Here is a 26,544-nt window from a genome sequence, read left to right on the forward strand (position 1 = left end):
ATTCTCTGAGTGTCTTAAAATTTGCGCGCGATAATAGCACACTTCACTCGGCACCCAGCCACTTCTGCCAGCTGTCACGCACCAGTGTACGTTCAGCGTCGAAGTGCTCCGGCGCCACATGGCCCGGAAGTTCCTGCAATGCAAGATGGTGAAGTTCATCACGCAACGTCGTATAAGCACGGGTAAGCGCCAGCGCTTCCTGCTCGTCCATAATGTCGTTTTGCGCCAGTAATTCCAGAATGCGCACGTTATCCGACCAGCGCGTCAGCTTCGGTTTTTCATGCGCATAGCGCAGCACCAGATACTGCGTAATAAACTCAATATCTGTGATGCCGCCTTCATCCGCTTTGATATCAAAACGATCGCGATGCTTATTACCCAAATGGGCACGCATTTTCTCACGCATTTCGCGCACCTCGGTCTGCAAGGTTTTCCCATCACGGACGAGGGTCATGATATCGCGACGAATCGCATCAAACTGAGAGGTCAACTGCGGGTCGCCGTACACTACGCGAGCACGCACCAGCGCCTGATGCTCCCATGTCCAGGCTTCGTTACGCTGATAATCGGCGAAAGCGTCAGCTGATGTCACCAGCATCCCCGCCGCCCCTGACGGACGCAAACGCGCATCCACTTCGTATAAAATACCGGACGAAGTACGGGTACTAAAGAGGTGCATAATGCGCTGCGCCAGACGCAGATAGAACTGTCGCCCGTCAATCTCACGCTCACCGTCCGTCATCACGTCCATCGGACAGTCATGCAGGAAGATCAAATCGAGATCCGAGCTGTACCCCAGTTCCCAGCCGCCCAGCTTGCCATAACCGACGACGGCAAAACCACGCCCCTCGCGTTCGCTAAGATGAGTGGGTTGACCGTAGCGCGCGACCATCTGCGTCCACGCCTGCTGGACTACCGCATCAATAATAGCTTCCGCCAGCCAGGTTAAATGGTCGCTCACCTTCATCACCGGCAGTGTACCGGCGATATCAGCCGCGGCAATACGCAGTAGCTGCGTTTGCTTAAACTGGCGCAGAGCCTCCAGTTGCTGCTCTTCGTCATCTTCAGGCACGCGCAGCAAATACTGGCGCAGCTCATCACGGTAGGCGTCCGTCGCGGTGGGTTGATACAGGGTGTTCGGATCCAGCAGTTCATCGAGCAACAGCGGATACCGCGCCAGCTGGCTGGCCACCATCGGCGAGGCCGCACAGAGCGAAATCAGATGCTTCAGCGCCCCGGGGAATTCGCTTAGTAGTTCCAGATAGGTCGTACGGGTAACAATCCCCACCAGCAGAGGGGTAATGCGCGACAGCGGGACTGAGGCGTCGTCACGCGTACAGACATCGCTCAGCAGATGCGGCATTAAATGGTCCAGCACCTGGCGTCCGCGTGGGCCAATAGTGCGTTTATCCAGCTCTTTGCGGAAATCGGCTATCAGAGACAGCACGCGCCGACGATCGTCATCCGCCAGATGCGTCAGCACCGGCGTGGTGTCATCTTCCTGTAATGCATCCTGCCACAGTTCGCGCCACTGTTCTGAGAGCGACTCTTCCTGAGTTTCGGCCTCGTCATCGCCAATCAGCTCGTTAAATACCCGGCGTACGTTGTCCATATGATTGGCCAGCACATCAGTTAATTGCTGCCAGTCATCAACGTTCATCCCCCACGCCAGCCGCGCGCGATTCAGCTCATCGCCTGGCAGCGTTTGGGTCTGTTCATCATTGATGCTTTGCAGCAGGTTTTCCAGGCGGCGTAAATAGAGATAGGCTGCTCGCAGTTGTTCCGTATCGGTATCAGACAGCAGGTGCAGCGCATTGATGGCGCTAAGCGTCGGTAACAGTGAGCGGGATTGCAGCGACGGCTCGCGCCCACCGCGAATAAGCTGGAATACCTGCACGATAAATTCAATTTCGCGAATACCGCCCGCCCCCAGCTTGATGTTGTCTTTCAGACCACGGCGGCGCACTTCACGCGCAATCATCCCTTTCATGTTACGCAACGACTGGATCACGCTGAAATCAATATAGCGACGGAAAACAAAAGGCCGCAGCATGGCACGAAGCTCGCTGACGTAAGTGCCGTCGGCATCGCCCATAATGCGGGCTTTGACCATCGCATAGCGTTCCCAGTCGCGCCCTTGCTCCTGGTAATAATCCTCCAGCGCAGAGAAGCTCAGTACCAACGGACCGCTGTCGCCAAACGGGCGTAAACGCATATCCACCCGATAGACAAACCCATCCATTGTGGGCTGATCTAATACCTTGATGAGCCGCTGGCCCATACGGGTAAAGAACTGGGCGTTATCCAGCTCGCGGCGCCCGCCCTGTGTGCTGCCATGTTCTGGCCAGGCAAAAATCAGATCGATATCGGAGGAAAAATTCAGCTCGCCGCCACCCAGTTTCCCCATGCCTAAAATCAGCAGCGGCTGCGCCACACCTTCAGGATTACAGGGCGTACCCCATTCGCGACAGCAGGCGGCGTATAACCAGTCACGCGCGGCGACGATCAACGTTTCAGCCAGATGGCTTAGCTGCTGCAAAATACTCTCTTCGGTCACCAGCGACAGCGTCTGTGCCCAGGCGATACGCACCATAATGCGACGGCGAAACAGGCGTAACTCACGCATCAGCGTGTTTTCGTCACTAACGTCAGCCAATGCTTGCTGTAACCAGTCGGCATAGTGTTGCCATTCATCCGCCAGGGGTGGGGTGCTTTCCAGCTCAACCAGCCATTCGGGATGGGCAATAATGCTGTCACGGACAAAATCACTGAATGTAAGTACTGACTTCGCCTGAACGCTAAGCGAGGACTCAGATATTGCTGCTGGCAGCCGCTCAACAACGGTCGGCCAGTACTGCTGTAACGGTGAAGAGAGCTGCTTCATTTATGGGTTATCCTTTGAATGGTGCCGGATGCGTCTTTTCGCCTTATCCGGCCTACATGACAGTTACACACATCGCGTAGGCCTGATAATCGCAGCGCCATCAGGCATCCCGGCCTCGGCCCTGATTATCGTTTTCCGCTGTGCAGCCAGAACGGTTCCAGTGCAATTGCCTCGTTACGGAAGTGTTCAATTTCAATATATTGGTTGGCCGCAATGGCGTGGCGCAAACCCTGCCAGTTGGCGATCCATTCTGATGCGACATTTTCATCGTAGTATCCCGCCAGCATCAGCATGCTATCAATGTTGCGCGTCAAACGAGGAAGCTGATCGGCGTACTGATCGCCCAGCGGCTGCGCAAAAGCGGTCTTCAGCTCAGCGGCATGGCGTGAAAGATGGGTATCCGAGAAACGCTTAAAGGAGTCGGCAATTTTTCCCTGCGCCTTCGCATCAAGGAACGGCTGCCATCCTTTGGTCACCAGCCATTCGGTCAGCGCCAGCTTGGCCATTGCCGTTTGCGTGCTGTAAACCGCCGAAACAGCAGAAACGTCCGACGAAATGATCGCTTCCGACTGGGTCAAAAAATCACGTAAGTGAGCGCTCGCTTTTCGCGGCACATTACCGCCAAAAAGCATCAGAATGTGACGCACCAGGCCCATAGCCGCCAGCACCTCGGCTTTCGCCCCTTTAACGCCGCGCACCCACAGCTCTTCATGGTACTGCCACTGTGATAATGCCAACTCCAGCGCCGCTTCCAGCCCCTGCTCAATACTCGCTTTCGCCGGAACTTTCAAAATGCGTGTAGGTTTGAGTTCGCGCGGCGCATTCCCCTGAGCCAGGTGATAACCGCGCGCTGCTTTGCTCAAGCTACCCTGGCGTAAACCGGTTTGCGAAACCAGCTGGTTTGCCAGCTTCAGTACCGCACGGGTATCGCCGCTTAGCAGTTCAAGTTCAAGCTCACAGATAGGTTCTGCAAACTCGCCCGCTTTCACCTCCCCCAGATCGAGGGCCATTTCAATCCGGCTGCCATCAACATCAACCAACCATTTCTCACGGTAAAAATCGGTGCTGAACAACGGCTGCACTTGAGAAGCAAGTTCAGCAGGCAGCTCGCCATCAGGCCAGACTTCCGTTGGGAACAAGGTGAGGTCCAGCTCAGGCGCGTTTAGCGCAACGTTATATTCTGGCCGCTGGTGCAGTCCGCCCGTCACGCGTCCGGCAATTTTCATGGTCATTTCGTAATGACCATTTTCACCGCGAATACGCAGCCCCATATCGTGACCACGCAACCACGCATCCGGTGTTTCGTAGTAGATATTCAGCAACTGACTGGGCGCATGATGCTCTCCCCCCAGCGTATTCAGACGTTCACGTAGCGCATCTACAGCGTCACTATTGACGATAAATTTTAATTCGATTTCCTGGGCCATGGTCTTGTACTTATGGGTTATGTCACAGTTGAGAAAACTGACTGCGAACTAAGTTCGTTCTTTATGGTCAGTAGATAGTATTTTGCGCCAAATTGCCATGCAACGAGCAATTTGACGGGCGTAAAAGTTTCGAGTGGTGGCAAAAAGGACACAGATGATTCCGATTGATGTCGAATGCTTTGCGTAGAGACACTGATGCCACTACTATCGTTCCACTTTCTATGACAATAACGACAGCCTGATGCCAAAATTACGCCTGATTGGATTAACTTTACTCGCACTTAGCGCCACTGCAGTCTCTCATGCCGAAGAAAAGCGCTATGTCTCTGACGAACTGAACACCTGGGTCCGCAGCGGTCCGGGAGATAATTATCGCCTCGTGGGTACGGTTAACGCCGGCGAGGAAGTCACGCTATTACAGACTGATGCCAACACTAACTACGGCCAGGTGAAAGACAGCACCGGACGTACCGCCTGGATCCCGCTGAAAGAGCTGAACAGTACGCCGAGCCTGCGTACCCGCGTTCCGGACCTGGAAAACCAGGTTAAGACCTTGACCGATAAGCTCAATAATATCGATACCACGTGGAACCAGCGCACCGCCGATATGCAGCAAAAGGTAGCGCAAAGCGACAGCGTGATCGACGGGCTGAAACAAGAAAACCAGAAGCTGAAAAACGAGCTTATCGTGGCGCAAAAGAAGGTCAGCGCAGCCAACCTTCAGCTTGATGACAAACAGCGCACCATCATCATGCAGTGGTTTATGTACGGTGGCGGCGTGTTGGGTCTTGGTCTGCTGCTCGGCCTGGTTCTGCCACACATGATCCCAAGCCGTAAACGCAAAGATCGCTGGATGAACTGAATCGCCTTCTCCGCCACACTGACATATGATTAAGGGATCATAGTTTTCAAAAGGAAAGTGGCGTGAAGATTTATCTGGTCGGTGGTGCTGTTCGGGATGCGTTATTAGGGCTACCGATTAAAGATAAAGATTGGGTTGTTGTTGGCGCCACGCCGCAAGAAATGCTCGACGCGGGCTACCAGCAGGTAGGCCGCGATTTTCCCGTGTTTCTGCATCCGCAAACCCGCGAAGAGTATGCGCTGGCGCGTACCGAACGTAAGTCAGGCTCGGGGTACACCGGATTCACCTGCTATGCCGCCGCAGATGTCACGCTGGAGGCCGATCTTCAGCGTCGTGACCTGACCATCAACGCAATGGCCCGCGATGACAACGGGGAGATTATCGACCCGTATAACGGACGCGACGATCTGGAAAACCGTCTGCTGCGCCATGTTTCATCTGCCTTTAGCGAAGATCCGCTGCGCGTGCTGCGCGTGGCGCGTTTTGCTGCCCGCTATGCGCACCTCGGTTTTCGTATCGCTGAAGAAACCATGACGCTGATGCGTGACATGACCATCGCTGGTGAACTGGAGCATCTGACACCAGAGCGGGTGTGGAAAGAAACCGAAGGCGCATTAACCACCCGTAACCCACAGATATTTTTTCAGGTCCTGCGCGACTGCGACGCACTGCGCGTCCTGTTTCCGGAAGTGGATGCTTTGTTTGGCGTTCCTGCCCCCGCGCAGTGGCATCCGGAAATCGACACCGGTATTCATACGCTGATGACGCTGTCGATGGCAGCCATGTTAAGTCCGAAAGTCGACGTGCGTTTTGCTACGCTGTGCCACGATCTTGGCAAAGCATTGACGCCTAAAGCGCTGTGGCCGCGCCATCACGGCCACGGTCCGGCGGGTGTTAAGCTTGTCGAACAACTGTGCCAGCGCCTGCGCGTACCGAATGACATCCGTGATTTAGCCAAACTGGTTTCCGAGTTCCACGACCTCATTCATACCTTCCCGATCCTGCAGCCAAAAACCATCGTTAAGCTGTTTGATTCCATAGATGCCTGGCGCAAACCGCAGCGCGTGGAGCAAATCGCCCTCACCAGCGAGGCTGATGTGCGTGGGCGAACCGGTTTTGAAGCGGCAGATTATCCGCAAGGCAGGCTGTTGCGCGAAGCCTGGCAGGTTGCGCAGGCGGTGCCAACGAAAGACGTAGTTGAAGCTGGATTCAAAGGTCAGGCAATTCGTGAAGAACTGACCCGGCGTCGCATCGCGGCGGTAGCCAGTTGGAAGGAGCAGCGTTGCCCGAAAGCGTAGACACTGCGTTGCCGAATGCGCTGTGCTTATCCGGCCTACAGGTTCGACACGGATATAACCTGTAGGCCGGATAAGGCAGAACGCCGCCATCCGGCACCACGGTAAGTCATCAGAAGAACACGACGTAAACGGCAGCCGCCACAATAAAGCGGTAAATCGCAAACGGAATGAACGAGATGCGTTTAATCAGTTGCAGGAAGGTTTTGATCGCCACCAGCGCCACGATAAACGCCGTCACAAATCCGACTGCAAACATCGGGATATCTGATGCGCTGAGGAAAGACCAGCTCTTGTAGAGATCCAGCGCCGTCGCGCCCATCATCATCGGCACAGCCAGTAGGAAGGAGAATTCCGAGGCCGCGTAACGACTCACGCCCATCAGCATGCCGCCAGAAATCGTCGCCCCGGAGCGAGAAAAACCCGGCCACAGCGCCAGACACTGGAAACAGCCAATCATAAACGCCTGGCGATAGGTCATATCATCCAGCCCCGGCGCACGCGGCTCCTTCGGCTTCAGGCATTCTGCGGCAATCAGCAGTACACCACCCACCACCAGCGCATACATCACGTTGATCGGGTTAAACAGCGATTTGATAGTGTCATGGAAGATTAGCCCCAGTACCACGGCTGGAATCATCCCCAACAGGATATGTCCCAGCGTCAGTCGACCTTTGCCAGTGCCTTCATGCGGAGCCTTGCCGAAGTGAATACCGATCAGGCCAAACAGACGTCGCCAGAACATGACCACAACGGCCAGGATAGAACCTAACTGGATAACCACTTCGAATGTTTTTGCAGTGTCACCCTCAAAACCCAACAGGTGGCCAACAATAATCATATGGCCGGTACTGGAAACGGGTAAAAATTCCGTCAATCCTTCGACCACACCCAAAATTGCCGCTACCAGCAGCGAGTGCATATCACTCATTAATAAACCCCTAGATAGAGAAACCACGGCAAAAAAGAGCCGACGAAAGGACCCTTTTATACCCGTTTGTTTTAGAAATTATTAAATTAATTATTTTCTTTCAGATTATTGCCACGCTCAATGATAACCCCGACGTTCGCCGCACGGGCTACCGCGCCAGGTTTACTGAGTTTGATCCGTACCCAGGGAGAATTAAAGCGGCTAAGCAGCAGATCCGCCACCTCTTCCGCAACCCGTTCTACCAGCGCAAAGCGCCCACCTTCCACATGATTAACAACCGTTTGAGCAATATCAGCATAGCTCAGGCAATCAGCCACATCATCGCTTTTAGCCGATTTGCGGTTATCCCATGCCATTTCGATATCGAACACCAACCGTTGTTCGATCGTTTGTTCCCAGTCGTAAACACCAATAGTGGTGATTACAGAAAGTTGCTCTATAAATACAATATCCATCACGACCTGCCTGCTTTTTGGCTAACCCGGATACCACTTCCGGCGAAATATGCGTATTATCCACAGAAGTAGCGTTTTACACGACATTTTCAAAACGGAACAGCTTATGAGTGCAATCGCGCCTGGAATGATTATCTTCGCGTACCTCTGTGGCTCAATTTCCAGTGCTATTCTGGTATGCCGCCTTGCTGGATTGCCGGACCCGCGCGACAGCGGCTCTGGGAATCCGGGCGCGACAAACGTGCTGCGCATCGGTGGCAAGGGAGCCGCCGTCGCGGTGCTGATTTTCGACGTCCTGAAAGGTATGTTACCCGTCTGGGGGGCCTATGCGCTAGGCGTCAGCCCCTTCTGGCTGGGATTGATCGCAATCGCCGCCTGTCTGGGCCACATTTGGCCGGTATTCTTCGGCTTTAAAGGTGGGAAAGGCGTTGCCACCGCTTTTGGCGCGATTGCGCCGATTGGTTGGGACTTAACCGGCGTGATGGCCGGGACCTGGCTGCTGACCGTCTTATTAAGCGGCTACTCGTCGTTAGGCGCTATCGTCAGCGCGCTGATCGCCCCTTTTTACGTCTGGTGGTTCAATCCCCAGTTCACTTTTCCGGTGTCCATGCTGTCGTGCTTAATTCTGCTTCGTCACCATGACAACATTCAGCGTCTGTGGCGTCGTCAGGAGCCGAAGATCTGGACCAAGCTGAAGAAAAAACGCGAACGAGACCCCGAGTGATTTTATTGTCGGATAGCGACGCAACGGCGTCTTATCCGGCGTGGGGGATGTGATACCCCTCCACTGGCTTGCCTAATCGGTTCTGACACCACATCGCCAGAAATTCCACGCACACGCGCAGCTTCACGCTGCGATACAGCGGCTCCTGATAAACCGCCCAGATATTAGCGCTCTGCGCATAGTCCGGCAGCACACGCACCAGTTCACCGCTGGCCAGAAAAGGCTGCACATCCCATTCGGAACGCAACATAATCCCTTTTCCCTGTAGCGCCCACTGCAACACAATCTCACCGCTGTTAGAGGAAAGATGTCCCGCCACCTTGACCGACTTTTTCTCCTGACCATTGTCCAGTTCCCACACCCCGTGAGTCATATCTCGTTCTTTAGTGACCAGACAATCATGACGACTTAATTCCTGTAACGTCGTCGGCCCACCGTATTTTTGTAAATACGGTGGGGCCGCACACAATATTCTTTTGTTTTTCGTTAACAAATGCGCAATATAATAATCCGGAATCTCATCATTAATGCGAATATCCAAATCTATATTATCCTGTGCCAAATCAATTTGCCGATCGTAAAGCTCAAAATGCACCTGTAATTCAGGGTAGCTATGCATCAATTCGGTAATTGCCGGTGCAATATAACTGCGCCCAAAGCCAAAACTACAGCCAATACGAATCATCCCTGCCGGGCGCGTTTTGAGTTGCGTGACGTCATCGACCAGATGCTGATAACTCGCGAGGATCGCCTGCGCATGTTCATAGCAACGTTGACCACTCTCCGTGAGCGCTACGCCACGCGCTGAGCGGCTTAGCAGCGTCGTCCCCAGCGTGGACTCTAGGATCTGAATGCGTTTTGTCACAAACGCCGGCGTTTGTCCCAGCGTCGCGGCTGCGGCGCTGAAGCTGCCGCTATGCACAATTTCAACCAACACCTGCAGGTCTTTCGCCAGGGGATACGTGTTCAGCATGATCGGTCTATCCGTAATGTTGTTCACCGCAGTGTAATTCTCTCATGCGTCTTAAACCCTGCCTTTGCGCAATTTTTATTGCCTTATCCGGACATCATTCACGAACTGTTAATTGGATATTCACAGTGGCAAATAATATTAATCCACATTTTTAGTGGTAGTTTGTGGCGGAGAATTTATTTCCAGATAAATAAAAGAACTGGAGTTAACAAGATGAGCAATCAAAATAACCAAAATGCGATAAATACGCTGACGAACATTGTCGCTGATTTTACCGCCATGATTTCTACCCGCATGCCCGATGACGTCGTGGATAAATTAAAACAGCTGCGTGAAGGCGAAACCTCGCCGATGGGTAAAATCATCTACCACACCATGTTTGACAACATGCAGAAAGCTATCGACCTGAACCGCCCAGCCTGTCAGGACACCGGGGAGATTATGTTCTTCGTGAAGGTCGGTTCCCGTTTTCCACTCCTCGGCGAACTGCAAAGCATCCTGAAGCAGGCCGTTGAAGACGCCACGGTAAAAGCGCCGCTGCGCCATAACGCGGTCGAGATTTTTGACGAAGTGAATACCGGCAAAAATACCGGTACCGGTGTGCCGTGGGTCACCTGGGACATCATCCCTGATAACGATGACGCGGAAATCGAAGTCTACATGGCAGGCGGCGGCTGTACGCTGCCGGGACGCTCAAAAGTGTTAATGCCTTCTGAGGGCTACGAAGGCGTCGTGAAATTTGTTTTTGAAAATATCTCCACGCTGGCAGTCAACGCCTGTCCGCCAGTGCTGGTGGGCGTAGGTATTGCCACCTCCGTAGAAACCGCCGCCGTTCTTTCTCGTAAAGCGGTGCTGCGCCCTATCGGCTCACGTCATCCGAATCCGAAAGCGGCCGAACTGGAACTGCGTCTGGAAGAAGGACTTAACCGTCTGGGCATTGGTCCGCAAGGATTGACCGGTAATAGCTCGGTGATGGGCGTGCATATCGAATCCGCCGCGCGCCACCCGTCGACTATCGGCGTTGCCGTCTCTACCGGCTGCTGGGCCCACCGTCGCGGCACGCTGTTGGTTCATGCTGACCTCTCCTTCGAAAACCTGTCTCACACCCGGAGCGCGTTATGAAAAAGATCCTCACAACCCCGATCAAAGCCGAAGATCTGGCAGACATTCGCGTTGGCGATGTCATTTACCTGACCGGTACGCTGGTGACCTGCCGTGACGTTTGCCACCGCCGCCTGATCGAACTGAAGCGCCCGATTCCTTATGACCTGAACGGCAAAGCCATTTTCCACGCGGGCCCGATCGTACGTAAGAACGGTGAAAAATGGGAAATGGTTTCCGTCGGCCCAACCACCAGCATGCGTATGGAAGCGTTTGAGAAAGACTTTATCGAACAGACTGGCGTCAAACTGGTGGTCGGCAAGGGCGGCATGGGACCGCTGACGGAAGAAGGCTGCAAGCAGTTTAAAGCGCTGCACGTCATCTTCCCGGCAGGCTGCGCAGTCGTGGCGGCAACCCAGGTTGAGGAGATCGAAGAGGTGCACTGGACGGAACTCGGCATGCCGGAGTCCCTGTGGGTGTGTCGGGTAAAAGAGTTCGGCCCGCTGATCGTTTCCATCGATACCCACGGCAATAACCTGATCGCTGAAAACAAAAAGCTGTTCGCTGAACGTCGCGACACTATCGTCGATGAAATCTGCGAGCACGTGCATTACATCAAATAACCCTCCCGGAGAGGCGCTACGCCTCTCCCCTTTCGCAGGGATACAACAATGGCACCTTTAGCTGGTTGGTGGCGATACCTGGCTCCGCTGGTGGTCATCGCCATTATTGCTGTTCTGCCCGTTCCCACCGGTCTTGAGAGCCACACCTGGCTCTATTTTGCCGTCTTTACCGGTGTGATTGTCGGACTTATTCTGGAACCTGTACCGGGCGCGGTGGTGGCGATGATTGGTATTTCGATCATCGCCGTCCTTTCACCGTGGCTGCTGTTCAGCCCAGAGCAACTCGCGCAGGACGGTTTTAAATTTACCGCCAAATCGCTGTCGTGGGCGGTATCTGGCTTTTCAAACTCGGTCATCTGGCTGATCTTCGCGGCCTTTATGTTTGGTACTGGCTATGAGAAAACCGGACTCGGTCGGCGAATCGCGCTGATGCTGGTGAAAAAGATGGGGCACCGGACGCTGTTTCTCGGCTATGCGGTGATGTTCTTCGAACTTATCCTCGCTCCCGTCACGCCTTCCAACTCCGCCCGTGGGGCCGGAATAATCTACCCGATTATCCGCAACCTGCCGCCGCTGTATAACTCACAGCCCAATTGCGCCAGTTCACGCTCCATTGGCTCGTACATCATGTGGATGGGGATTGTCGCCGACTGCGTTACCAGCGCTATTTTCTTAACGGCAATGGCGCCGAACCTGCTGTTGATCGGTCTGATGAAAGGCGCGTCCCACACCGCGCTGAGCTGGGGGGACTGGTTCTTAGGCATGCTGCCGCTGAGCATTTTACTGGTGCTGATCGTGCCGTGGCTGGCGTACGTGTTATATCCACCGGTGCTGAAATCCGGCGATCAGGTGCCACGCTGGGCGGATGCGGAGCTAAAAGCGATGGGACCGCTCTGCGCTCGCGAGAAAAAGATGCTGGTGCTGATGGTCGGCGCGCTGGTGCTGTGGATCTTCGGCGGTGACTATATTGACGCCGCGATGGTCGGATACAGCGTGGTAGCGTTGATGCTGGTATTGCGCATCATTAGCTGGGATGACATCGTCAGCAATAAAGCCGCGTGGAACGTCTTTTTCTGGCTGGCCTCACTGATCACGCTGGCCACCGGGCTCAATAACACCGGTTTTATTACCTGGTTCGGCAAGCTGCTGGCAAACGGGCTGAGTGGCTATTCGCCGATGATGGTGATGGTAGCGCTGATCGTGGTGTTCTATCTGCTGCGTTACTTCTTTGCCAGCGCCACGGCCTATACCTCCGCCCTCGCGCCGATGATGATTGCCGCCGCGCTGGCGATGCCGGAAATCCCGCTACCGGTCTTCTGCCTGATGGTCGGCGCCGCCATTGGTCTGGGCAGCATTCTGACCCCGTACGCCACCGGCCCTAGCCCTATCTACTACGGCAGCGGCTATTTGCCAACGGTGGATTACTGGCGACTCGGTGCTATTTTTGGCCTGATTTTCCTCGTGCTGCTGGTGATTACCGGTCTGGTCTGGATGCCCCTCGTTTTACTGTAAAACCCTGGTGGGGCGACGTATTGTCGCCCCTTTATCCATAAGCTTCTCATATGATCGATTTCCCGATGCGCTGAGGCATACTTTTTTGTATGCAAACACCCTCATGCTGATAAGGGAAACGCTCTGGACACGGTTGCGCACGAGACACTCACACGGGGCTGGCAGGCCGAACTGGATCTGCATTTTACCTGCACCGGGCACAAAACGGTGCTCGCCTCGGCGCGTCATCATGGTCCACTGACGGTTCAGCGCCCATTTTACCCCGAAGAAAACGTCTGCCATCTTTATCTGCTTCATCCACCGGCGGGGATCGTCGGCGGAGATGAGCTCCATATCGCCGTAACGCTCGACGAAAACAGCCACGCGTTAATCACCCAGCCTGGTGCGGGAAAGTTTTACCGCAGTCGCGGACCGCAGGCATTGCTGCGCCAGCATTTTACCCTCGCGCCTCGTGCGACGCTGGAGTGGCTGCCGCAGGATACGATCCTCTTTCCCGGTGCCAACGCCGCTATTCAGACCGTTTTTCATCTGACATCCGCAAGCCGCCTGCTGGCCTGGGATCTGCTGTGTCTTGGCCGACCGGTTATGCAGGAGACCTTCAGTTACGGCACGCTGCAAAACCGCCTGGAAGTGTGGCGAGATGGGCAGCCACTGCTGATAGAACGCTTGCAGTTGCAGGAGTGGAATCTGAGCAGCGTCGCACATCATCCCTGGGTCGGTACGTTACTGTGTTATCCGGCCAGCGAGCACATGCTCGAGGGCACGCGGGAGCGGCTTACGGCGCTTGGCGATTACGCCGGGGCAACGCTTAACGATTCGCTGCTGACAATCCGTTTTCTTGCTAACGACAACCTGGTTGTCCAGCGCGTTATGCGCGACATCTGGCAATTTCTGCGCCCGCTGCTGACACACAAAGCGCCCGTACTCCCGCGAATCTGGCAAACCTAAGAGAACCCTAATGGAACTGACTCCCAGAGAAAAAGACAAGCTGTTGCTGTTTACCGCCGCGCTGGTGGCGGAACGTCGCCTGGCCCGCGGGCTGAAGCTGAACTACCCGGAATCGGTGGCGCTGATTAGCGCTTTCATCATGGAAGGGGCACGGGACGGGCAAACCGTGGCCGCGCTGATGGAAGACGGGCGTCACGTCCTGCGCCGCGATCAGGTGATGGAAGGCGTACCGGAGATGATCCCGGATATTCAGGTTGAAGCCACATTTCCGGACGGATCGAAGCTGGTCACTGTCCACAACCCGATCGTCTAAGGAGCAGCAATGATCCCAGGTGAATATCAGATCGCAAAAGGCAATATTGCGCTTAATCAAGGGCGGGAGATCTGCACAATCGTGGTGGAAAATCATGGCGACAGACCCATACAGGTGGGATCGCACTATCACTTTTACGAAGTGAACCCGGCGCTGCGCTTTGACAGGCTGGCCGCACGCGGCTTTCGTCTGAACATTGCTGCGGGCACGGCAGTACGTTTTGAGCCGGGACAAAAACGCGAAGTCGAACTGGTGCGCGTTGCTGGTGCACAAAGGATCGTGGGTTTTCGCAGCGAAGTGATGGGCGCACTGGAGGCAGATAATGAGTGACATTTCCCGGCAGGCGTACGCCGACATGTTTGGCCCAACCACCGGCGATAAAGTGCGCCTGGCGGATACCGACCTGTGGATCGAGGTGGAACAAGACTTCACCACCTACGGGGAAGAGGTCAAATTCGGCGGCGGAAAAGTGATCCGCGACGGCATGGGCCAGGGACAAATGCGCACCGATGCATGCGTGGATCTGGTGATCACCAACGCGCTGATCGTCGATCACTGGGGGATCGTGAAAGCGGATATCGGCATCAAAAACGGCAGGATCTTCGCCATCGGCAAAGCAGGTAATCCCGATATTCAACCCAACGTGACGATCCCGATAGGCGTAGGAACTGAAGTCATTGCCGGGGAAGGCAAGATCGTCACCGCGGGCGGCGTGGATACGCATATTCACTGGATCTGCCCACAGCAGGCGCAGGAGGCACTGGTTTCTGGCGTGACGACGATGATCGGCGGCGGTACCGGTCCGGCGGCAGGCACTCACGCCACCACCTGTACGCCGGGTCCGTGGTACATCGCGCGTATGCTGCAGGCGGCAGACACGTTGCCGGTTAACATTGGTTTGCTGGGTAAAGGCAATGGCTCAAATCCAGACGCCCTGCGCGAGCAAATCAGCGCGGGCGCAATTGGCCTGAAAATCCATGAAGACTGGGGCGCCACGCCTGCCGCTATCGACTGCGCGCTGACCGTGGCCGACGAGATGGACATCCAGGTCGCGTTGCACAGCGATACGCTCAATGAGTCCGGTTTCGTTGAAGATACGCTGGCGGCAATTGGCGATCGCACCATTCATACCTTTCACACCGAAGGCGCGGGCGGCGGCCATGCGCCGGATATCATCACCGCCTGCGCGCATCCGAATATTTTGCCCTCCTCCACGAATCCGACGCTGCCCTATACCGTCAACACTATCGACGAGCATCTCGACATGCTGATGGTTTGCCACCACCTCGATCCGGATATCGCCGAAGACGTGGCCTTTGCCGAATCCCGCATTCGCCGGGAAACAATCGCTGCCGAAGATGTGCTGCATGACATTGGCGCGTTTTCCCTGACCTCGTCCGATTCACAGGCGATGGGGCGAGTGGGCGAAGTGATCCTGCGTACCTGGCAGGTGGCGCACCGCATGAAGGTTCAGCGTGGCCCGTTGGCAGAAGAAACCGGTGACAACGACAACCTGCGCGTTAAACGCTACGTCGCCAAATACACCATCAACCCGGCATTAACCCACGGTATCGCCCATGAAGTCGGCTCCGTTGAGCCTGGCAAACTGGCCGATCTGGTGCTGTGGTCGCCCGCCTTTTTTGGCGTAAAACCGGCGACGATCGTCAAGGGCGGGATGATTGCCTGCGCACCAATGGGCGATATCAACGCCTCGATCCCCACCCCGCAGCCGGTGCATTATCGCATGATGTTCGGCGCGCTTGGCGCGGCGCGGCACCACACCCGGCTGACCTTTATTTCGCAGGCCGCTGACGCGCAAAACATCCCGCAGCAGCTCAATCTGCAAAGCGCTATCGCCGTCGTCAAAGGCTGTCGGACGGTGAAAAAGGTCGACATGATCCACAACGGCCTGCAACCCAATATCACCGTCGATGCTCAGACTTACGAGGTGCGTATTGATGGCGAACTTATCACCAGCGAACCGGCAGATGTTTTGCCGATGGCGCAACGCTATTTTCTGTTTTGAGGAGTGACGATGATCTATCTGACCCAACGCCTTGACCACGCTCACCGCGTTACTGCAAGCGTCACGCTGCCCATTGATGTCCGGGTAAAAAGTCGCGCCAGGGTAGCACTGAACGACGGTCGCGAAGCCGGGCTAATGCTACCGCGTGGTTTGCTGCTGCGCGGTGGCGATCTGCTAAGTACCGAAGATGGCAGCGAAGTGATCGAAGTGATCGCCGCACCGGAGTCGGTTTCCGTGGTGCGCTGCGTCGATCCTTTCCTGCTCGCCAAAGCCTGTTATCACCTCGGCAATCGCCACGTTCCGCTGCAAATCCTGCCGGACGAACTGCGTTACCACCACGATCATGTGCTGGACGACATGCTGCGCCAGTTCAACCTTGAGGTGACCTTCGCCCAGTTGCCGTTTGAACCTGAAGCAGGCGCTTATGCCAGTGAATCACACGGGCATCACCACGGCCATGCGCACTGATGCATAACAGCCAACAGCTACGTCTGATGCAGCTCGCCAGCAGCGCGCTCCCGGTGGGGTCGTTTACCTGGTCCCAGGGTCTGGAGTGGGCGGTGGAAATCGGCTGGGTGAAAAGCGTCGATGACTTCTCTGCCTGGCAAATCCAGCAGATGGAGCAAAACTTTTTTACCGTTGACCTACCGCTGCTGGCGAGACTGTATCGCGCCTGCGAGCTGGACGATCTTGCCGCAGCACGCCGCTGGAGCGCTTACCTGCTGGCCTGTCGCGAAACCCGCGAACTGCGGGATGAAGAACGCAGTCGGGGCGCGGCGTTTACGCGGCTGGTCACCGACTGGGAGGCGGATTGCTCGCGAGAATGGCGCACCCTCTTTGTCGACAGCCAACTCTGCGGCATGGCCTGGCTGGGCGTACGCTGGAAAATTCCGCTGACGGAGCTGGCGTTAAGCCTCGGCTACAGCTGGATTGAGAGCGCTGTCATGGCTGGCGTCAAGCTGGTTCCTTTTGGACAACAGGCGGCCCAGCGTTTGATTATTGCGCTCTGCGATCGCTATGCGCAGGGTTTGGCACAGGCGCTGACGTGTCCTGACACCAGCCTCGGCTCCGCAACGCCGTTGGCCGCTATCGCGTCTGCCCGGCATGAAACCCAATATTCCCGATTATTCCGCTCCTGAGGAGAAAAAATGAGTAACTACAAGCATCCCCTGCGCGTGGGCGTTGGCGGCCCGGTTGGCTCGGGCAAAACGGCGCTGCTGGAAGCGCTATGCAAAGCCATGCGCAGCAGCTATCAGTTGGCGGTGGTGACCAACGATATCTACACCAAAGAAGACCAGCGCATTCTCACCGAGGCGGGCGCACTGGAGCCAGAGAGGATCGTCGGCGTGGAAACCGGTGGCTGCCCGCATACCGCCATCCGCGAAGATGCGTCGATGAATCTGGCCGCCGTAGAAGCGCTGAGCGAGAAATTCGGTAATCTGGATCTGATTTTTGTGGAAAGCGGCGGCGATAACCTGAGCGCCACCTTCAGCCCGGAACTCGCGGATCTGACGATCTATGTGATCGATGTTGCTGAAGGCGAGAAGATCCCGCGTAAAGGTGGTCCGGGGATCACCAAATCCGATTTTCTGGTGATCAATAAAACCGATCTGGCCCCTTACGTCGGCGCATCGCTGGAGGTGATGGAGCGCGATACCTTGCGCATGCGCGGCGAGCGTCCATGGACGTTTAGTAATTTAAAATCTGGAGAAGGCCTGGAAAAAATTATCGCGTTTCTGGAAGAGAAAGGAATGTTGCGGATGTAGTAAGAGCTATCGCCGGGCGGCGGATTCGCCTGACCCGGCCTACGGTTTTGTAAGCCCGGTAAACGCAGCGCCACCGGGCAAAAAAACTTATGCTGCCGGTAATTCCGCCAGCGGCCAGCGTGGACGCACGGTCACGCCAAGATCCGCCGTTGCACCCGCTTTAAAGCGCACCATGCCCGCGTAGGCGATCATCGCCCCGTTATCGGTACAAAATTCCGGACGCGCGTAAAACACTTCGCCACGACGTTTTTGCATCATCTCGGCCAGTTTTGCGCGCAGCGTACGGTTCGCACTCACGCCCCCCGCCATCACCAGACGTTTAAAACCGGTTTGATCCAGCGCGCGTTTGCACTTGATCATCAGCGTATCAACTACCGCGTCTTCAAACGCACGGGCGATATCAGCGCGGGTCTGATCGTCATTTTCGTTATTACGAATGGTGTTCGCGGCAAAGGTTTTCAAGCCGGAGAAGCTGAAATCCAACCCCGGACGGTCAGTCATCGGACGCGGGAAGACAAAGCGTTTTTCAACACCTTGTGATGCCAGCTTTGACAACATTGGGCCGCCAGGATAATCCAGCCCCAGCAGCTTGGCGGTTTTGTCAAACGCTTCACCGGCAGCATCATCAATCGATTCGCCTAGCAATTCATACTGACCGATACCGGTGACGCTGATCAACTGAGTGTGACCGCCGGAAACCAGCAGCGCGACGAACGGGAACGCAGGGGGATTATCTTCCAGCATTGGCGCCAGCAGATGCCCTTCCATGTGGTGCACAGGAATTGCCGGTACGCCCCAGGCGAACGCCAGCGAACGTCCTACGGTAGCGCCAACCAGCAGCGCACCAACCAGACCAGGACCTGCGGTATACGCCACCGCATCGATCTCTTTTGCCGTCAGTCCCGCTTCTTTCAGCGCGGCCTGGATCAACGGTACGGTTTTACGTACGTGATCGCGCGAGGCCAGTTCTGGCACTACGCCGCCGTAGTCAGCATGTAATTTCACCTGACTATACAATTGGTTGGCTAAAAGACCTTTTTCATCGTCGTAAATGGCGATGCCGGTTTCATCGCAGGATGTTTCAATACCCAGTACACGCATGACTTGTTTTACCTCGCTTTATTACCGCGCAGTGTAGGACCAATGCGGGTTGATGTAAAACTTTGTTCGCCCCAGGAGTTTCGCTCGTGTATACTCCTTGTCCTTATAAAAGTCCCTTTCAAAATCGCGTCGGTGCTTTACAAAGCAGCAGCAATTGCAGTAAAATTCCGCACCATTTTGAAATAAGCTGGCGTTGATGCCAGCGGCAAACCGAATTTATTAAAGGTGAGAGTTACATGCCGGTAATTAAAGTACGTGAAAACGAGCCGTTCGACGTAGCACTGCGTCGCTTCAAGCGTTCATGCGAAAAAGCAGGTGTTCTGGCGGAAGTTCGTCGTCGTGAGTTCTATGAAAAACCGACTACCGAACGTAAGCGCGCTAAAGCTTCTGCTGTGAAACGTCACGCGAAGAAACTGGCTCGCGAAAACGCACGCCGTACTCGTCTGTACTAATCCATTGAGAGCCAAAGCTCTCAATTCAGACTGAGTTGTAGTTGTAAGGCCGTGCTTCCGGAAGGAATGCGCGGCTTATTTTCGTTTATACACGTCATCATTCAAGCTGCCTCAGTGTTGGCTGCAGTCGCTCACCCCAGTCACGTACTGCTGTACGCTCCTGAGGATTCGCTTCCTTGCCGCCTTGATGCATCCTGAATGATTTTGTGTATATGAGTCATCAAAAAACAGGGGCTTATGGCTGGACGAATTCCTCGCGTTTTTATCAATGACCTGCTGGCAAGAACCGACATCGTCGATCTCATCGACGCGCGGGTAAAGCTGAAAAAGCAGGGCAAAAATTATCACGCGTGCTGTCCGTTCCATAACGAAAAAACCCCCTCTTTCACCGTAAACGGTGAAAAACAGTTTTATCACTGCTTTGGGTGTGGCGCGCATGGCAACGCCGTCGACTTTCTGATGAACTACGACAAGCTCGAGTTTGTGGAAACCGTCGAAGAACTGGCCGCAATGCATAACCTTGAAGTGCCCTATGAAGCAGGCAGTGGCCCCAATCAGATAGAGCGCCATCAACGGCAAAGCCTTTATCAATTGATGGACGGCCTGAACACTTTTTATCAACAGTCTTTGATGCAGCCCGCCGCTACCCCTGCGCGCCAGTACCTGGAAAAGCGAGGATTAAGTAGCGACGTTATCACCCGTTTTGCTATTGGTTTTGCGCCCCCCGGCTGGGACAACGTCCTGAAACGGTTTGGCGGCAATGCTGAGAATCGCAAATCGCTGGTCGATGCGGGGATGTTGGTCACCAACGATCAGGGACGCAGTTACGATCGCTTCCGCGAACGGGTGATGTTCCCCATCCGCGACAAACGTGGTCGGGTCATTGGTTTTGGTGGACGCGTGCTGGGCGATGCCCTGCCGAAATATCTGAACTCCCCGGAAACCGATATTTTCCATAAAGGTCGCCAGCTGTATGGCCTTTATGAAGCCCAGCAGGATAACGCCGATCCACAGCGCCTGTTAGTGGTAGAAGGCTATATGGATGTGGTGGCGCTGGCGCAATACGGCATTAACTACGCCGTGGCATCCCTTGGGACGTCAACTACCGCCGATCACATCCAACTGTTGTTCCGCGCGACGAACAACGTAATTTGCTGTTACGACGGCGACCGTGCCGGACGTGACGCAGCATGGCGCGCGCTGGAAACCGCACTGCCCTATATGACAGACGGACGCCAGCTACGCTTTATGTTTTTACCTGACGGCGAAGACCCCGATACGCTGGTGCGTAAAGAAGGGAAAGAGGCCTTTGAAGCCCGGATGGAGCAGGCGCTGCCGCTCTCCGCGTTTTTATTTAACAGCCTGCTGCCGCAGGTTGATTTGAGTACCCCGGACGGACGCGCACAGCTCAGTACGCTGGCATTACCGTTGATTACTCAGGTACCAGGCGAAACGTTGCGCATTTACCTGCGACAGGAGTTGGGGAACAAGCTCGGCATTCTGGATGACAGCCAGCTTGAACGTTTAATGCCTAAACTAGCAGAAAATGGGGCTTCCCGCCCTGTTCCACAGCTAAAACGTACGACCATGCGTATACTTATAGGGTTGCTGGTACAGAACCCGGGCCTCGCCCCGCTGGTTCCACCGTTAGGCGCACTGGATAGTAATAAGCTGCCTGGACTTGGCTTATTCAGAGAACTGGTCAACACTTGTCTGGCTCAGCCAGGTCTGACCACCGGGCAACTTTTAGAACACTACCGTGGCACAAATGATGCTGCGACCCTTGAAAAACTGTCGATGTGGGACGATATAGCAGATAAAGATATCGCGGAAAAAACCTTCACCGACTCACTCAACCATATGTTTGATTCGATGCTTGAACTGCGCCAGGAAGAGTTGATAGCTCGTGAGCGCACACACGGTTTAAGCAGCGAAGAACGCCGGGAACTCTGGACACTGAACCAGGAACTGGCCAAGAAATAGCTGAAAGACAAAAGTATTTAACGGCTTAACTGCCGAATATCGATCGGGAAGCCCCCGACAGCCGCACGGAGAGGCAGCGGCAAAATATAAGTATGCCCTCGTTTTGCCGTTGGCGGTTTTACCGCCCAACACCAATCAAACGAATTAAGTGTGGATACCGTCTTATGGAGCAAAACCCGCAGTCACAGCTGAAGCTTCTTGTCCAACGTGGTAAGGAGCAAGGCTATCTGACCTATGCCGAGGTCAATGACCATCTGCCGGAAGATATCGTCGATTCAGATCAAATCGAAGACATCATCCAAATGATCAATGACATGGGTATTCAGGTGATGGAAGAAGCACCTGATGCCGATGATCTGCTGCTTGCTGAAACCTCCAACAGCACCGATGAAGACGCGGAAGAAGCGGCTGCCCAGGTTCTGTCCAGCGTTGAGTCCGAAATCGGCCGTACAACTGACCCGGTTCGCATGTACATGCGTGAAATGGGTACCGTTGAACTGTTAACCCGTGAAGGCGAAATCGACATCGCTAAGCGCATCGAAGACGGGATTAACCAAGTTCAATGCTCCGTTGCTGAATACCCGGAAGCCATCACCTATCTGCTTGAGCAATACGATCGCGTAGAAGCTGAAGAAGCGCGTCTGTCCGATCTCATCACCGGCTTTGTCGATCCTAACGCGGAAGAAGACATGGCGCCAACGGCGACCCACGTCGGTTCTGAACTCTCTCAAGAAGAGATGGATGAAGATGAAGACGAAGATGAAGAAGATGACGACGACAGCAGCGATGACGATAACAGCATCGACCCTGAATTAGCGCGTGAAAAATTCGCTGAACTTCGTACCCAGTACGAAATCACCCGCGACACGATCAAGGCCAAAGGCCGCAGCCATGCTGCCGCGCAGGAAGAAATTCAGAAGCTGTCTGAAGTGTTCAAACAGTTCCGCCTGGTGCCGAAGCAGTTCGACTACCTGGTAAACAGCATGCGCGTCATGATGGACCGCGTGCGTACTCAGGAACGTCTGATCATGAAGCTCTGCGTTGAGCAGTGCAAAATGCCGAAGAAAAACTTCATCACCCTGTTCACTGGCAACGAAACCAGCGAAACCTGGTTCAACGCGGCAATCGCGATGAACAAACCGTGGTCTGAAAAACTGCACGACGTTGCAGATGACGTTCACCGCGGCCTGCAGAAACTGCAGCAGATTGAAGAAGAAACCGGCCTGACCATCGAGCAAGTTAAAGATATCAACCGTCGCATGTCCATCGGTGAGGCGAAAGCCCGTCGTGCGAAAAAAGAGATGGTTGAAGCGAACTTACGTCTGGTTATCTCTATCGCCAAGAAATACACCAACCGTGGTCTGCAGTTCCTGGATCTGATTCAGGAAGGCAACATCGGTCTGATGAAAGCGGTTGATAAGTTTGAATACCGTCGTGGTTACAAGTTCTCCACCTACGCAACCTGGTGGATCCGTCAGGCAATTACCCGCTCTATCGCGGATCAGGCGCGCACCATCCGTATTCCGGTGCATATGATTGAGACTATCAACAAGCTCAACCGTATCTCCCGTCAGATGCTGCAAGAGATGGGCCGCGAGCCGACGCCAGAAGAACTGGCTGAGCGCATGCTGATGCCGGAAGACAAGATCCGTAAAGTGCTGAAAATCGCTAAAGAACCTATCTCCATGGAAACGCCGATCGGCGACGATGAAGATTCGCATCTGGGTGATTTCATCGAGGATACCACCCTCGAGCTGCCGCTGGACTCTGCGACCACCGAGAGCCTGCGTGCCGCAACGCACGACGTTCTGGCTGGCCTGACCGCCCGTGAAGCGAAAGTTCTGCGTATGCGTTTCGGTATCGATATGAACACCGACCACACGCTGGAAGAAGTGGGTAAACAGTTCGACGTTACCCGCGAACGTATCCGTCAGATCGAAGCGAAGGCGCTGCGTAAACTGCGCCACCCGAGCCGCTCTGAAGTACTGCGTAGCTTCCTGGACGATTAATCTCGCCGCATAAGCATAAACGCCACCGCAAGGTGGCGTTTTTCTTTATAGTCCCCGCCTGACCAGGGCGTCATTCACTTCCCGATACGCCTCTACCAGTTTATCCAGCGTGATCCGGCTTAACCCGCTGGGATTCGGCAATACCCATATTTGCGTCGCGCCAATGGTCAGCGTCTGTTTTCCCCACTGCGCCCCACGCTGGCTAAGCCCCTGCTCAAATGCCTGCTTCCCAAGGATAGCGAGCGCGGCTGGCTGATACTCTTCTATTTTCTCAATGAGCAGACGACCACCGTTACGCATCTCCTGTAGCTTCACTTCATTAGCCTGCACCGTCGGCCTGTCGACAAACTTGGTCACGCCACAGCGGAAATCCAGCAGGTGTTGCGCCTCTTCTGGTTTCAGTTGGCGATCGGTAAATCCCGCCTGATGGATGACCTTCCAGAAGCGATTAGCGGGATGCGCAAAGGGGAACCCTGTACCTGCGGAAGATAGTCCCGGATTGATGCCGCAAAACACCACCCGCAGCCCTGGTGCCAGTATGTCCTTAACCATAATTACTCCGAACAATACATCAGAGTAACAGTATAACGGACTGAAAATACATTGTTTATAAAATCAGCATCCGTTCGCATATGTCTGGATTGCGACGCAGAGTTACTTTATAATCCACCGCCACGGCCCCTTAGCTCAGTGGTTAGAGCAGGCGACTCATAATCGCTTGGTCGTTGGTTCAAACCCAACAGGGGCCACCAGATAAAACAAGGAGTTAGATGAGAAATCGTCTAACTCCTTTTTCTTTGGATGCAATTTGGGTCAGGTAATGGGTCAGGTAAGGAATTGCTACCCTGCCCTCTTCATCTCGCTGCCAGCATCCCCGGATAGTGATGAAAGCCAGTAGCACTGCCTGTAATATTCACCGTACCGAATTTTTACGGCTTTGCCGCAACAAGCCAGTTGCCTGCCGTGCTCGCAGAATGTCTACAGCCCGGAGATAAGGGGATTGTTCCTGCCAGTTAAATCCCTTCCTGTCGATACGCACCAGTTCGTATTTTTCCACCAGAAAATTCACGGCATCAGCCAGCGTGATTCCGGCATCGATATGTTCCTGTATAACACGTTCCTCACTGAACGGTGTGTCGTTGAGGGTGAGACCATAGTGCTGTTTCAGCAGGCGGGTCAGTAGCATTTGCCAGACAGCCACGGGTGCTAGGCAGGGCTTCGCCGCCCGCTGAGTTGTTGCAGGTAAAGTTTTCATGTTTACTCTCGTGAAGGTAATTAACTCTGAGTGGGGTAAATGGCGATGTATACGTAGCCGCAACTGCCAAGAGTATCGGCTTCGCAGGTGAAACCGTTGTGGTACAGGGTGACGCAGTGGGCGTGTTGGGGACTGAGTTCACCGGTGGTTAGCATCGACTCCATCTGGCGGATAAAGTGCGGGCATGTTTCATCCAGCTTCCGGCATTCGGTGTCACTGAACCTGCCGGTGATGCTGGCCCTGTCAGCCAGATAGTGCAGTCGGTTACCCTCCTGCACCAGACGGGCTCCCAGGCGCGGCGTGATAGCCCGCTGCAGGCCCCAGTTGATGTGGGTCATGGCGGCTCTCCTTTTATTGTCAGTTCAGGGTAATACTCATTAGGCAGGCATAAGGCCCGTTACGGTCCTGGCGGCGTTCGGCGTATACCGCGAGGACTCCTGTGATATCCGGCACATCCCTGCCGGTGTAATGGCAGACGCTACCGTGCCACTGATATTTTCCACTGCAGTAGCGAAAGATCCGGGACTCAGGATGCTGGCGGTATATCGTCATTGCCCGGCGTTTACTGATAATTTTCATGTCATACCTCACAACAGACCGTGTTCTGCGAACGAATAGATTTGCCTGCCACCGACAATCAGGTGGTCAGGGACGCGGATATCCACCAGCTGAAGCACCTGAACCAGTCGCTGCGTGAGGGTTTTGTCGGCCTGGCTAGGTGTCGTCTCGCCGGAAGGATGGTTATGCGCGAGTATCACCGCCGCCGCGTTGAAGTGCAGAGCACGTTTGACCACCTCCCGGGGATGCACCTCGGTGCGGTTAATCGTGCCGGTGAAGAGCGTTTCATGGGCAATCAACTGATTCTGGTTGTCCAGATACAACACCCGGAACTCTTCCCGCTCAAGCGCGGCCATATGCAGTCGCAGCCATTCACGTACGGCGTGGGTAGAGGTGAAGGCTACGCCGGGCTCATGCAGGTGGCGGTCCAGAGCCCTGAGCGCCCGCTGAATGAGACGCCGGTCCTGTGGCGTCATCTCGCCGGGTAAAAAGGAAAGCTGTTTCATCTGTTGCTCCTTCGGTCAGTCGATAATACGCAGAATGGCGTGAGCCTCTGGATGTTGCATGGCATACTCCCGCAGGCGGTAATAGTGTGCGGTCATCGCGTCACATTCTGTACGGCAGGCATGGTGGCTATACGCAATCAGGCAGACAGCAATACCTGCTGCTTCTGCACTCATTTGGGCATCGTTACCGTTCAGGCAGTTAAACAGACGCCATGTCTCATCGTTGTCAGGCTCGGGGGACATAAATGCGCCGCCATTGCTGAGGGTGTAGAACGACCAGATACCACCGCTGTAGCCCTCACAGAAGCGGTCCATCCAGGCGAAGATATGCGGCTCCAGGAGTAGCCACTGCGGGATAGCGCCAAAGTACTGTGGCCAGAAATCGATACGCTGTTCATCGGGGACCGGCGTGACGGTCAGTTCAAATTCGGGTTGGTTAGCGGGTGCGAGGTCGTGCTGCGTCTGTGTTGTCATGGGTATGTCTCCGTCAATAAAAACGCCAGCGGCGATGGCTGGCGTATGGGGATATAAAGTGTGTTCGGGGAGGTGAATGCGGGTAAATGCTTCGCGATCAGCGGGTGGCCGTGTCTGTACGGATGCCTGAGGTGCGGATATAGCGGTTAAGACCTTCACCGGCATCCGGCTCAAAGTTCCATGCCCGCCAGACTATCCGGCCTTCAGTATCACGAACCACCAGACGGAAGTGACTGCCCTGGTCGTCTTCGAGTGTGATATTGCTGTACGTGGTAGTGACCGCTTGCGCTTGTCTCCGGGTGAAAGGCCCCGGTGGCAGCAACACGGATTGGGTCATTTTCGGGCTCCTGATAAAAGAAAACCCCG

At 54.9% G+C, this 26,544-nt stretch carries 29 protein-coding genes and 1 tRNA gene; 17 read left to right on the forward strand and 13 right to left on the reverse strand.

Translation table 11 applies throughout. The features are described 5' to 3' along the window. Positions 1-43 precede the first annotated feature (43 nt). Both glnE and OGX92_RS19605 read right to left on the reverse strand, forming a co-directional pair. The gene (glnE, locus tag OGX92_RS19600) at positions 44-2,884 is read right to left on the reverse strand and encodes a bifunctional [glutamate--ammonia ligase]-adenylyl-L-tyrosine phosphorylase/[glutamate--ammonia-ligase] adenylyltransferase (RefSeq protein ID WP_164562475.1); all 2,841 of its coding nucleotides are present in this window, start codon (positions 2,882-2,884) and stop codon (positions 44-46) included. A gap of 125 nt (positions 2,885-3,009) precedes the next feature. Then, positions 3,010-4,311 (reverse strand): CYTH domain-containing protein, encoded by a 1,302-nt coding sequence (locus OGX92_RS19605; RefSeq protein ID WP_191222143.1) that lies wholly within the window; start codon positions 4,309-4,311, stop codon positions 3,010-3,012. A gap of 241 nt (positions 4,312-4,552) precedes the next feature. On the opposite strand from OGX92_RS19605, the gene OGX92_RS19610 reads away from it, so the two are divergent. Then, a complete protein-coding gene (locus OGX92_RS19610; protein ID WP_003828434.1) occupies positions 4,553-5,173 on the forward strand; it encodes a TIGR04211 family SH3 domain-containing protein in 621 nt (206 codons plus the stop codon). Between the two features lie 62 nt (positions 5,174-5,235). Further along, a complete protein-coding gene (locus OGX92_RS19615) occupies positions 5,236-6,471 on the forward strand; it encodes a multifunctional CCA addition/repair protein (RefSeq protein WP_286586976.1) in 1,236 nt (411 codons plus the stop codon). 109 nt (positions 6,472-6,580) lie between these two features. On the opposite strand, the gene bacA is transcribed toward OGX92_RS19615, so the two are convergent. Both bacA and folB read right to left on the reverse strand, forming a co-directional pair. Next, entirely contained in the window at positions 6,581-7,399 is an 819-nt protein-coding gene (bacA, locus tag OGX92_RS19620; protein WP_003828439.1) for an undecaprenyl-diphosphate phosphatase, read from the reverse strand. 86 nt (positions 7,400-7,485) lie between these two features. After that, positions 7,486-7,854, reverse strand: a complete 369-nt coding sequence (gene folB / locus OGX92_RS19625) for a bifunctional dihydroneopterin aldolase/7,8-dihydroneopterin epimerase (RefSeq protein ID WP_003024659.1) — start codon at positions 7,852-7,854, stop codon at positions 7,486-7,488. Between the two features lie 106 nt (positions 7,855-7,960). On the opposite strand from folB, the gene plsY reads away from it, so the two are divergent. Continuing rightward, positions 7,961-8,578, forward strand: a complete 618-nt coding sequence (gene plsY / locus OGX92_RS19630; protein WP_003828443.1) for a glycerol-3-phosphate 1-O-acyltransferase PlsY — start codon at positions 7,961-7,963, stop codon at positions 8,576-8,578. A 31-nt stretch (positions 8,579-8,609) separates the two neighbouring features. Here plsY and ttdR read toward each other — a convergent pair whose 3' ends face one another. After that, a complete protein-coding gene (ttdR, locus tag OGX92_RS19635; protein WP_164562473.1) occupies positions 8,610-9,551 on the reverse strand; it encodes an L-tartrate utilization transcriptional activator TtdR in 942 nt (313 codons plus the stop codon). Positions 9,552-9,764: 213 nt separating this feature from the next. Here ttdR and ttdA point away from each other — a divergent pair, with 213 nt between their 5' ends. From ttdA to ureG, 10 genes are all read left to right on the forward strand, one after another. Then, the gene (ttdA, locus tag OGX92_RS19640; protein ID WP_003828445.1) at positions 9,765-10,673 is read left to right on the forward strand and encodes a L(+)-tartrate dehydratase subunit alpha; all 909 of its coding nucleotides are present in this window, start codon (positions 9,765-9,767) and stop codon (positions 10,671-10,673) included. Further along, positions 10,670-11,275: a L(+)-tartrate dehydratase subunit beta gene (ttdB, locus tag OGX92_RS19645; RefSeq protein ID WP_286586977.1), complete on the forward strand. Its 606-nt coding sequence runs from the start codon at positions 10,670-10,672 to the stop codon at positions 11,273-11,275. The genes ttdA and ttdB overlap by 4 nt, the downstream gene beginning before the upstream one ends. A gap of 48 nt (positions 11,276-11,323) precedes the next feature. After that, on the forward strand, positions 11,324-12,787 hold the full coding sequence (locus OGX92_RS19650) for an anion permease (protein WP_286586978.1): 1,464 nt from the start codon (positions 11,324-11,326) through the stop codon (positions 12,785-12,787). A 123-nt stretch (positions 12,788-12,910) separates the two neighbouring features. Further along, positions 12,911-13,735 carry an urease accessory protein UreD gene (locus OGX92_RS19655; RefSeq protein WP_196776262.1) on the forward strand — a complete coding sequence of 275 codons (825 nt, stop codon included), beginning with the start codon at positions 12,911-12,913 and terminating at the stop codon, positions 13,733-13,735. A gap of 10 nt (positions 13,736-13,745) precedes the next feature. After that, entirely contained in the window at positions 13,746-14,048 is a 303-nt protein-coding gene (locus tag OGX92_RS19660; RefSeq protein WP_003024678.1) for an urease subunit gamma, read from the forward strand. Between the two features lie 9 nt (positions 14,049-14,057). Beyond that, complete coding sequence (locus OGX92_RS19665; protein ID WP_003828455.1) at positions 14,058-14,378, forward strand: urease subunit beta; 321 nt, start codon at positions 14,058-14,060, stop codon at positions 14,376-14,378. Further along, positions 14,371-16,074: an urease subunit alpha gene (gene ureC, locus OGX92_RS19670; RefSeq protein ID WP_279275484.1), complete on the forward strand. Its 1,704-nt coding sequence runs from the start codon at positions 14,371-14,373 to the stop codon at positions 16,072-16,074. Before OGX92_RS19665 ends, ureC begins: the two co-directional genes overlap by 8 nt. A gap of 9 nt (positions 16,075-16,083) precedes the next feature. Continuing rightward, complete coding sequence (gene ureE / locus OGX92_RS19675) at positions 16,084-16,542, forward strand: urease accessory protein UreE (protein WP_286586979.1); 459 nt, start codon at positions 16,084-16,086, stop codon at positions 16,540-16,542. Further along, complete coding sequence (locus OGX92_RS19680; RefSeq protein WP_286586980.1) at positions 16,542-17,213, forward strand: urease accessory protein UreF; 672 nt, start codon at positions 16,542-16,544, stop codon at positions 17,211-17,213. Before ureE ends, OGX92_RS19680 begins: the two co-directional genes overlap by 1 nt. Positions 17,214-17,222: 9 nt before the next feature. Then, positions 17,223-17,840, forward strand: coding sequence for an urease accessory protein UreG (gene ureG, locus OGX92_RS19685; RefSeq protein WP_003828463.1), 618 nt, complete (start codon positions 17,223-17,225; stop codon positions 17,838-17,840). Positions 17,841-17,927: 87 nt separating this feature from the next. Here ureG and tsaD read toward each other — a convergent pair whose 3' ends face one another. Continuing rightward, on the reverse strand, positions 17,928-18,941 hold the full coding sequence (gene tsaD, locus OGX92_RS19690; RefSeq protein ID WP_003024694.1) for a tRNA (adenosine(37)-N6)-threonylcarbamoyltransferase complex transferase subunit TsaD: 1,014 nt from the start codon (positions 18,939-18,941) through the stop codon (positions 17,928-17,930). Positions 18,942-19,177: 236 nt separating this feature from the next. Here tsaD and rpsU point away from each other — a divergent pair, with 236 nt between their 5' ends. The 3 genes from rpsU to rpoD all read left to right on the forward strand — a co-directional run bounded on the left by rpsU (position 19,178) and on the right by rpoD (position 23,385). Further along, positions 19,178-19,393: a 30S ribosomal protein S21 gene (rpsU, locus tag OGX92_RS19695; protein WP_001144069.1), complete on the forward strand. Its 216-nt coding sequence runs from the start codon at positions 19,178-19,180 to the stop codon at positions 19,391-19,393. Between the two features lie 237 nt (positions 19,394-19,630). After that, positions 19,631-21,376: a DNA primase gene (gene dnaG / locus OGX92_RS19700; protein WP_063941841.1), complete on the forward strand. Its 1,746-nt coding sequence runs from the start codon at positions 19,631-19,633 to the stop codon at positions 21,374-21,376. A gap of 164 nt (positions 21,377-21,540) precedes the next feature. Continuing rightward, the gene (gene rpoD / locus OGX92_RS19705) at positions 21,541-23,385 is read left to right on the forward strand and encodes an RNA polymerase sigma factor RpoD (protein ID WP_038634001.1); all 1,845 of its coding nucleotides are present in this window, start codon (positions 21,541-21,543) and stop codon (positions 23,383-23,385) included. A gap of 45 nt (positions 23,386-23,430) precedes the next feature. On the opposite strand, the gene mug is transcribed toward rpoD, so the two are convergent. Further along, on the reverse strand, positions 23,431-23,937 hold the full coding sequence (gene mug, locus OGX92_RS19710; RefSeq protein ID WP_079939802.1) for a G/U mismatch-specific DNA glycosylase: 507 nt from the start codon (positions 23,935-23,937) through the stop codon (positions 23,431-23,433). Between the two features lie 124 nt (positions 23,938-24,061). On the opposite strand from mug, the gene OGX92_RS19715 reads away from it, so the two are divergent. Beyond that, positions 24,062-24,137 (forward strand) — tRNA-Ile (locus tag OGX92_RS19715). A 161-nt stretch (positions 24,138-24,298) separates the two neighbouring features. Here the strand turns inward: OGX92_RS19715 and OGX92_RS19720 are convergent. From OGX92_RS19720 to OGX92_RS19745, 6 genes are all read right to left on the reverse strand, one after another. Continuing rightward, complete coding sequence (locus OGX92_RS19720; protein WP_006812012.1) at positions 24,299-24,640, reverse strand: TA system toxin CbtA family protein; 342 nt, start codon at positions 24,638-24,640, stop codon at positions 24,299-24,301. 20 nt (positions 24,641-24,660) lie between these two features. Next, positions 24,661-24,978, reverse strand: a complete 318-nt coding sequence (locus OGX92_RS19725) for a type IV toxin-antitoxin system YeeU family antitoxin (RefSeq protein WP_006812013.1) — start codon at positions 24,976-24,978, stop codon at positions 24,661-24,663. A gap of 19 nt (positions 24,979-24,997) precedes the next feature. Then, complete coding sequence (locus OGX92_RS19730; protein WP_001548171.1) at positions 24,998-25,219, reverse strand: DUF987 domain-containing protein; 222 nt, start codon at positions 25,217-25,219, stop codon at positions 24,998-25,000. Positions 25,220-25,227: 8 nt separating this feature from the next. Further along, the gene (locus OGX92_RS19735; protein WP_000811693.1) at positions 25,228-25,704 is read right to left on the reverse strand and encodes a JAB domain-containing protein; all 477 of its coding nucleotides are present in this window, start codon (positions 25,702-25,704) and stop codon (positions 25,228-25,230) included. Positions 25,705-25,719: 15 nt separating this feature from the next. Continuing rightward, positions 25,720-26,178 (reverse strand): antirestriction protein, encoded by a 459-nt coding sequence (locus tag OGX92_RS19740; RefSeq protein WP_000211838.1) that lies wholly within the window; start codon positions 26,176-26,178, stop codon positions 25,720-25,722. A gap of 97 nt (positions 26,179-26,275) precedes the next feature. Continuing rightward, the gene (locus OGX92_RS19745) at positions 26,276-26,515 is read right to left on the reverse strand and encodes a DUF905 domain-containing protein (protein WP_180208556.1); all 240 of its coding nucleotides are present in this window, start codon (positions 26,513-26,515) and stop codon (positions 26,276-26,278) included. Positions 26,516-26,544 lie beyond the last annotated feature (29 nt).

The sequence above is a fragment of the Citrobacter sp. Cpo089 genome, assembly GCF_030332695.1.
In the GTDB taxonomy this organism is placed as follows: Bacteria; Pseudomonadota; Gammaproteobacteria; order Enterobacterales; family Enterobacteriaceae; genus Citrobacter; species Citrobacter portucalensis.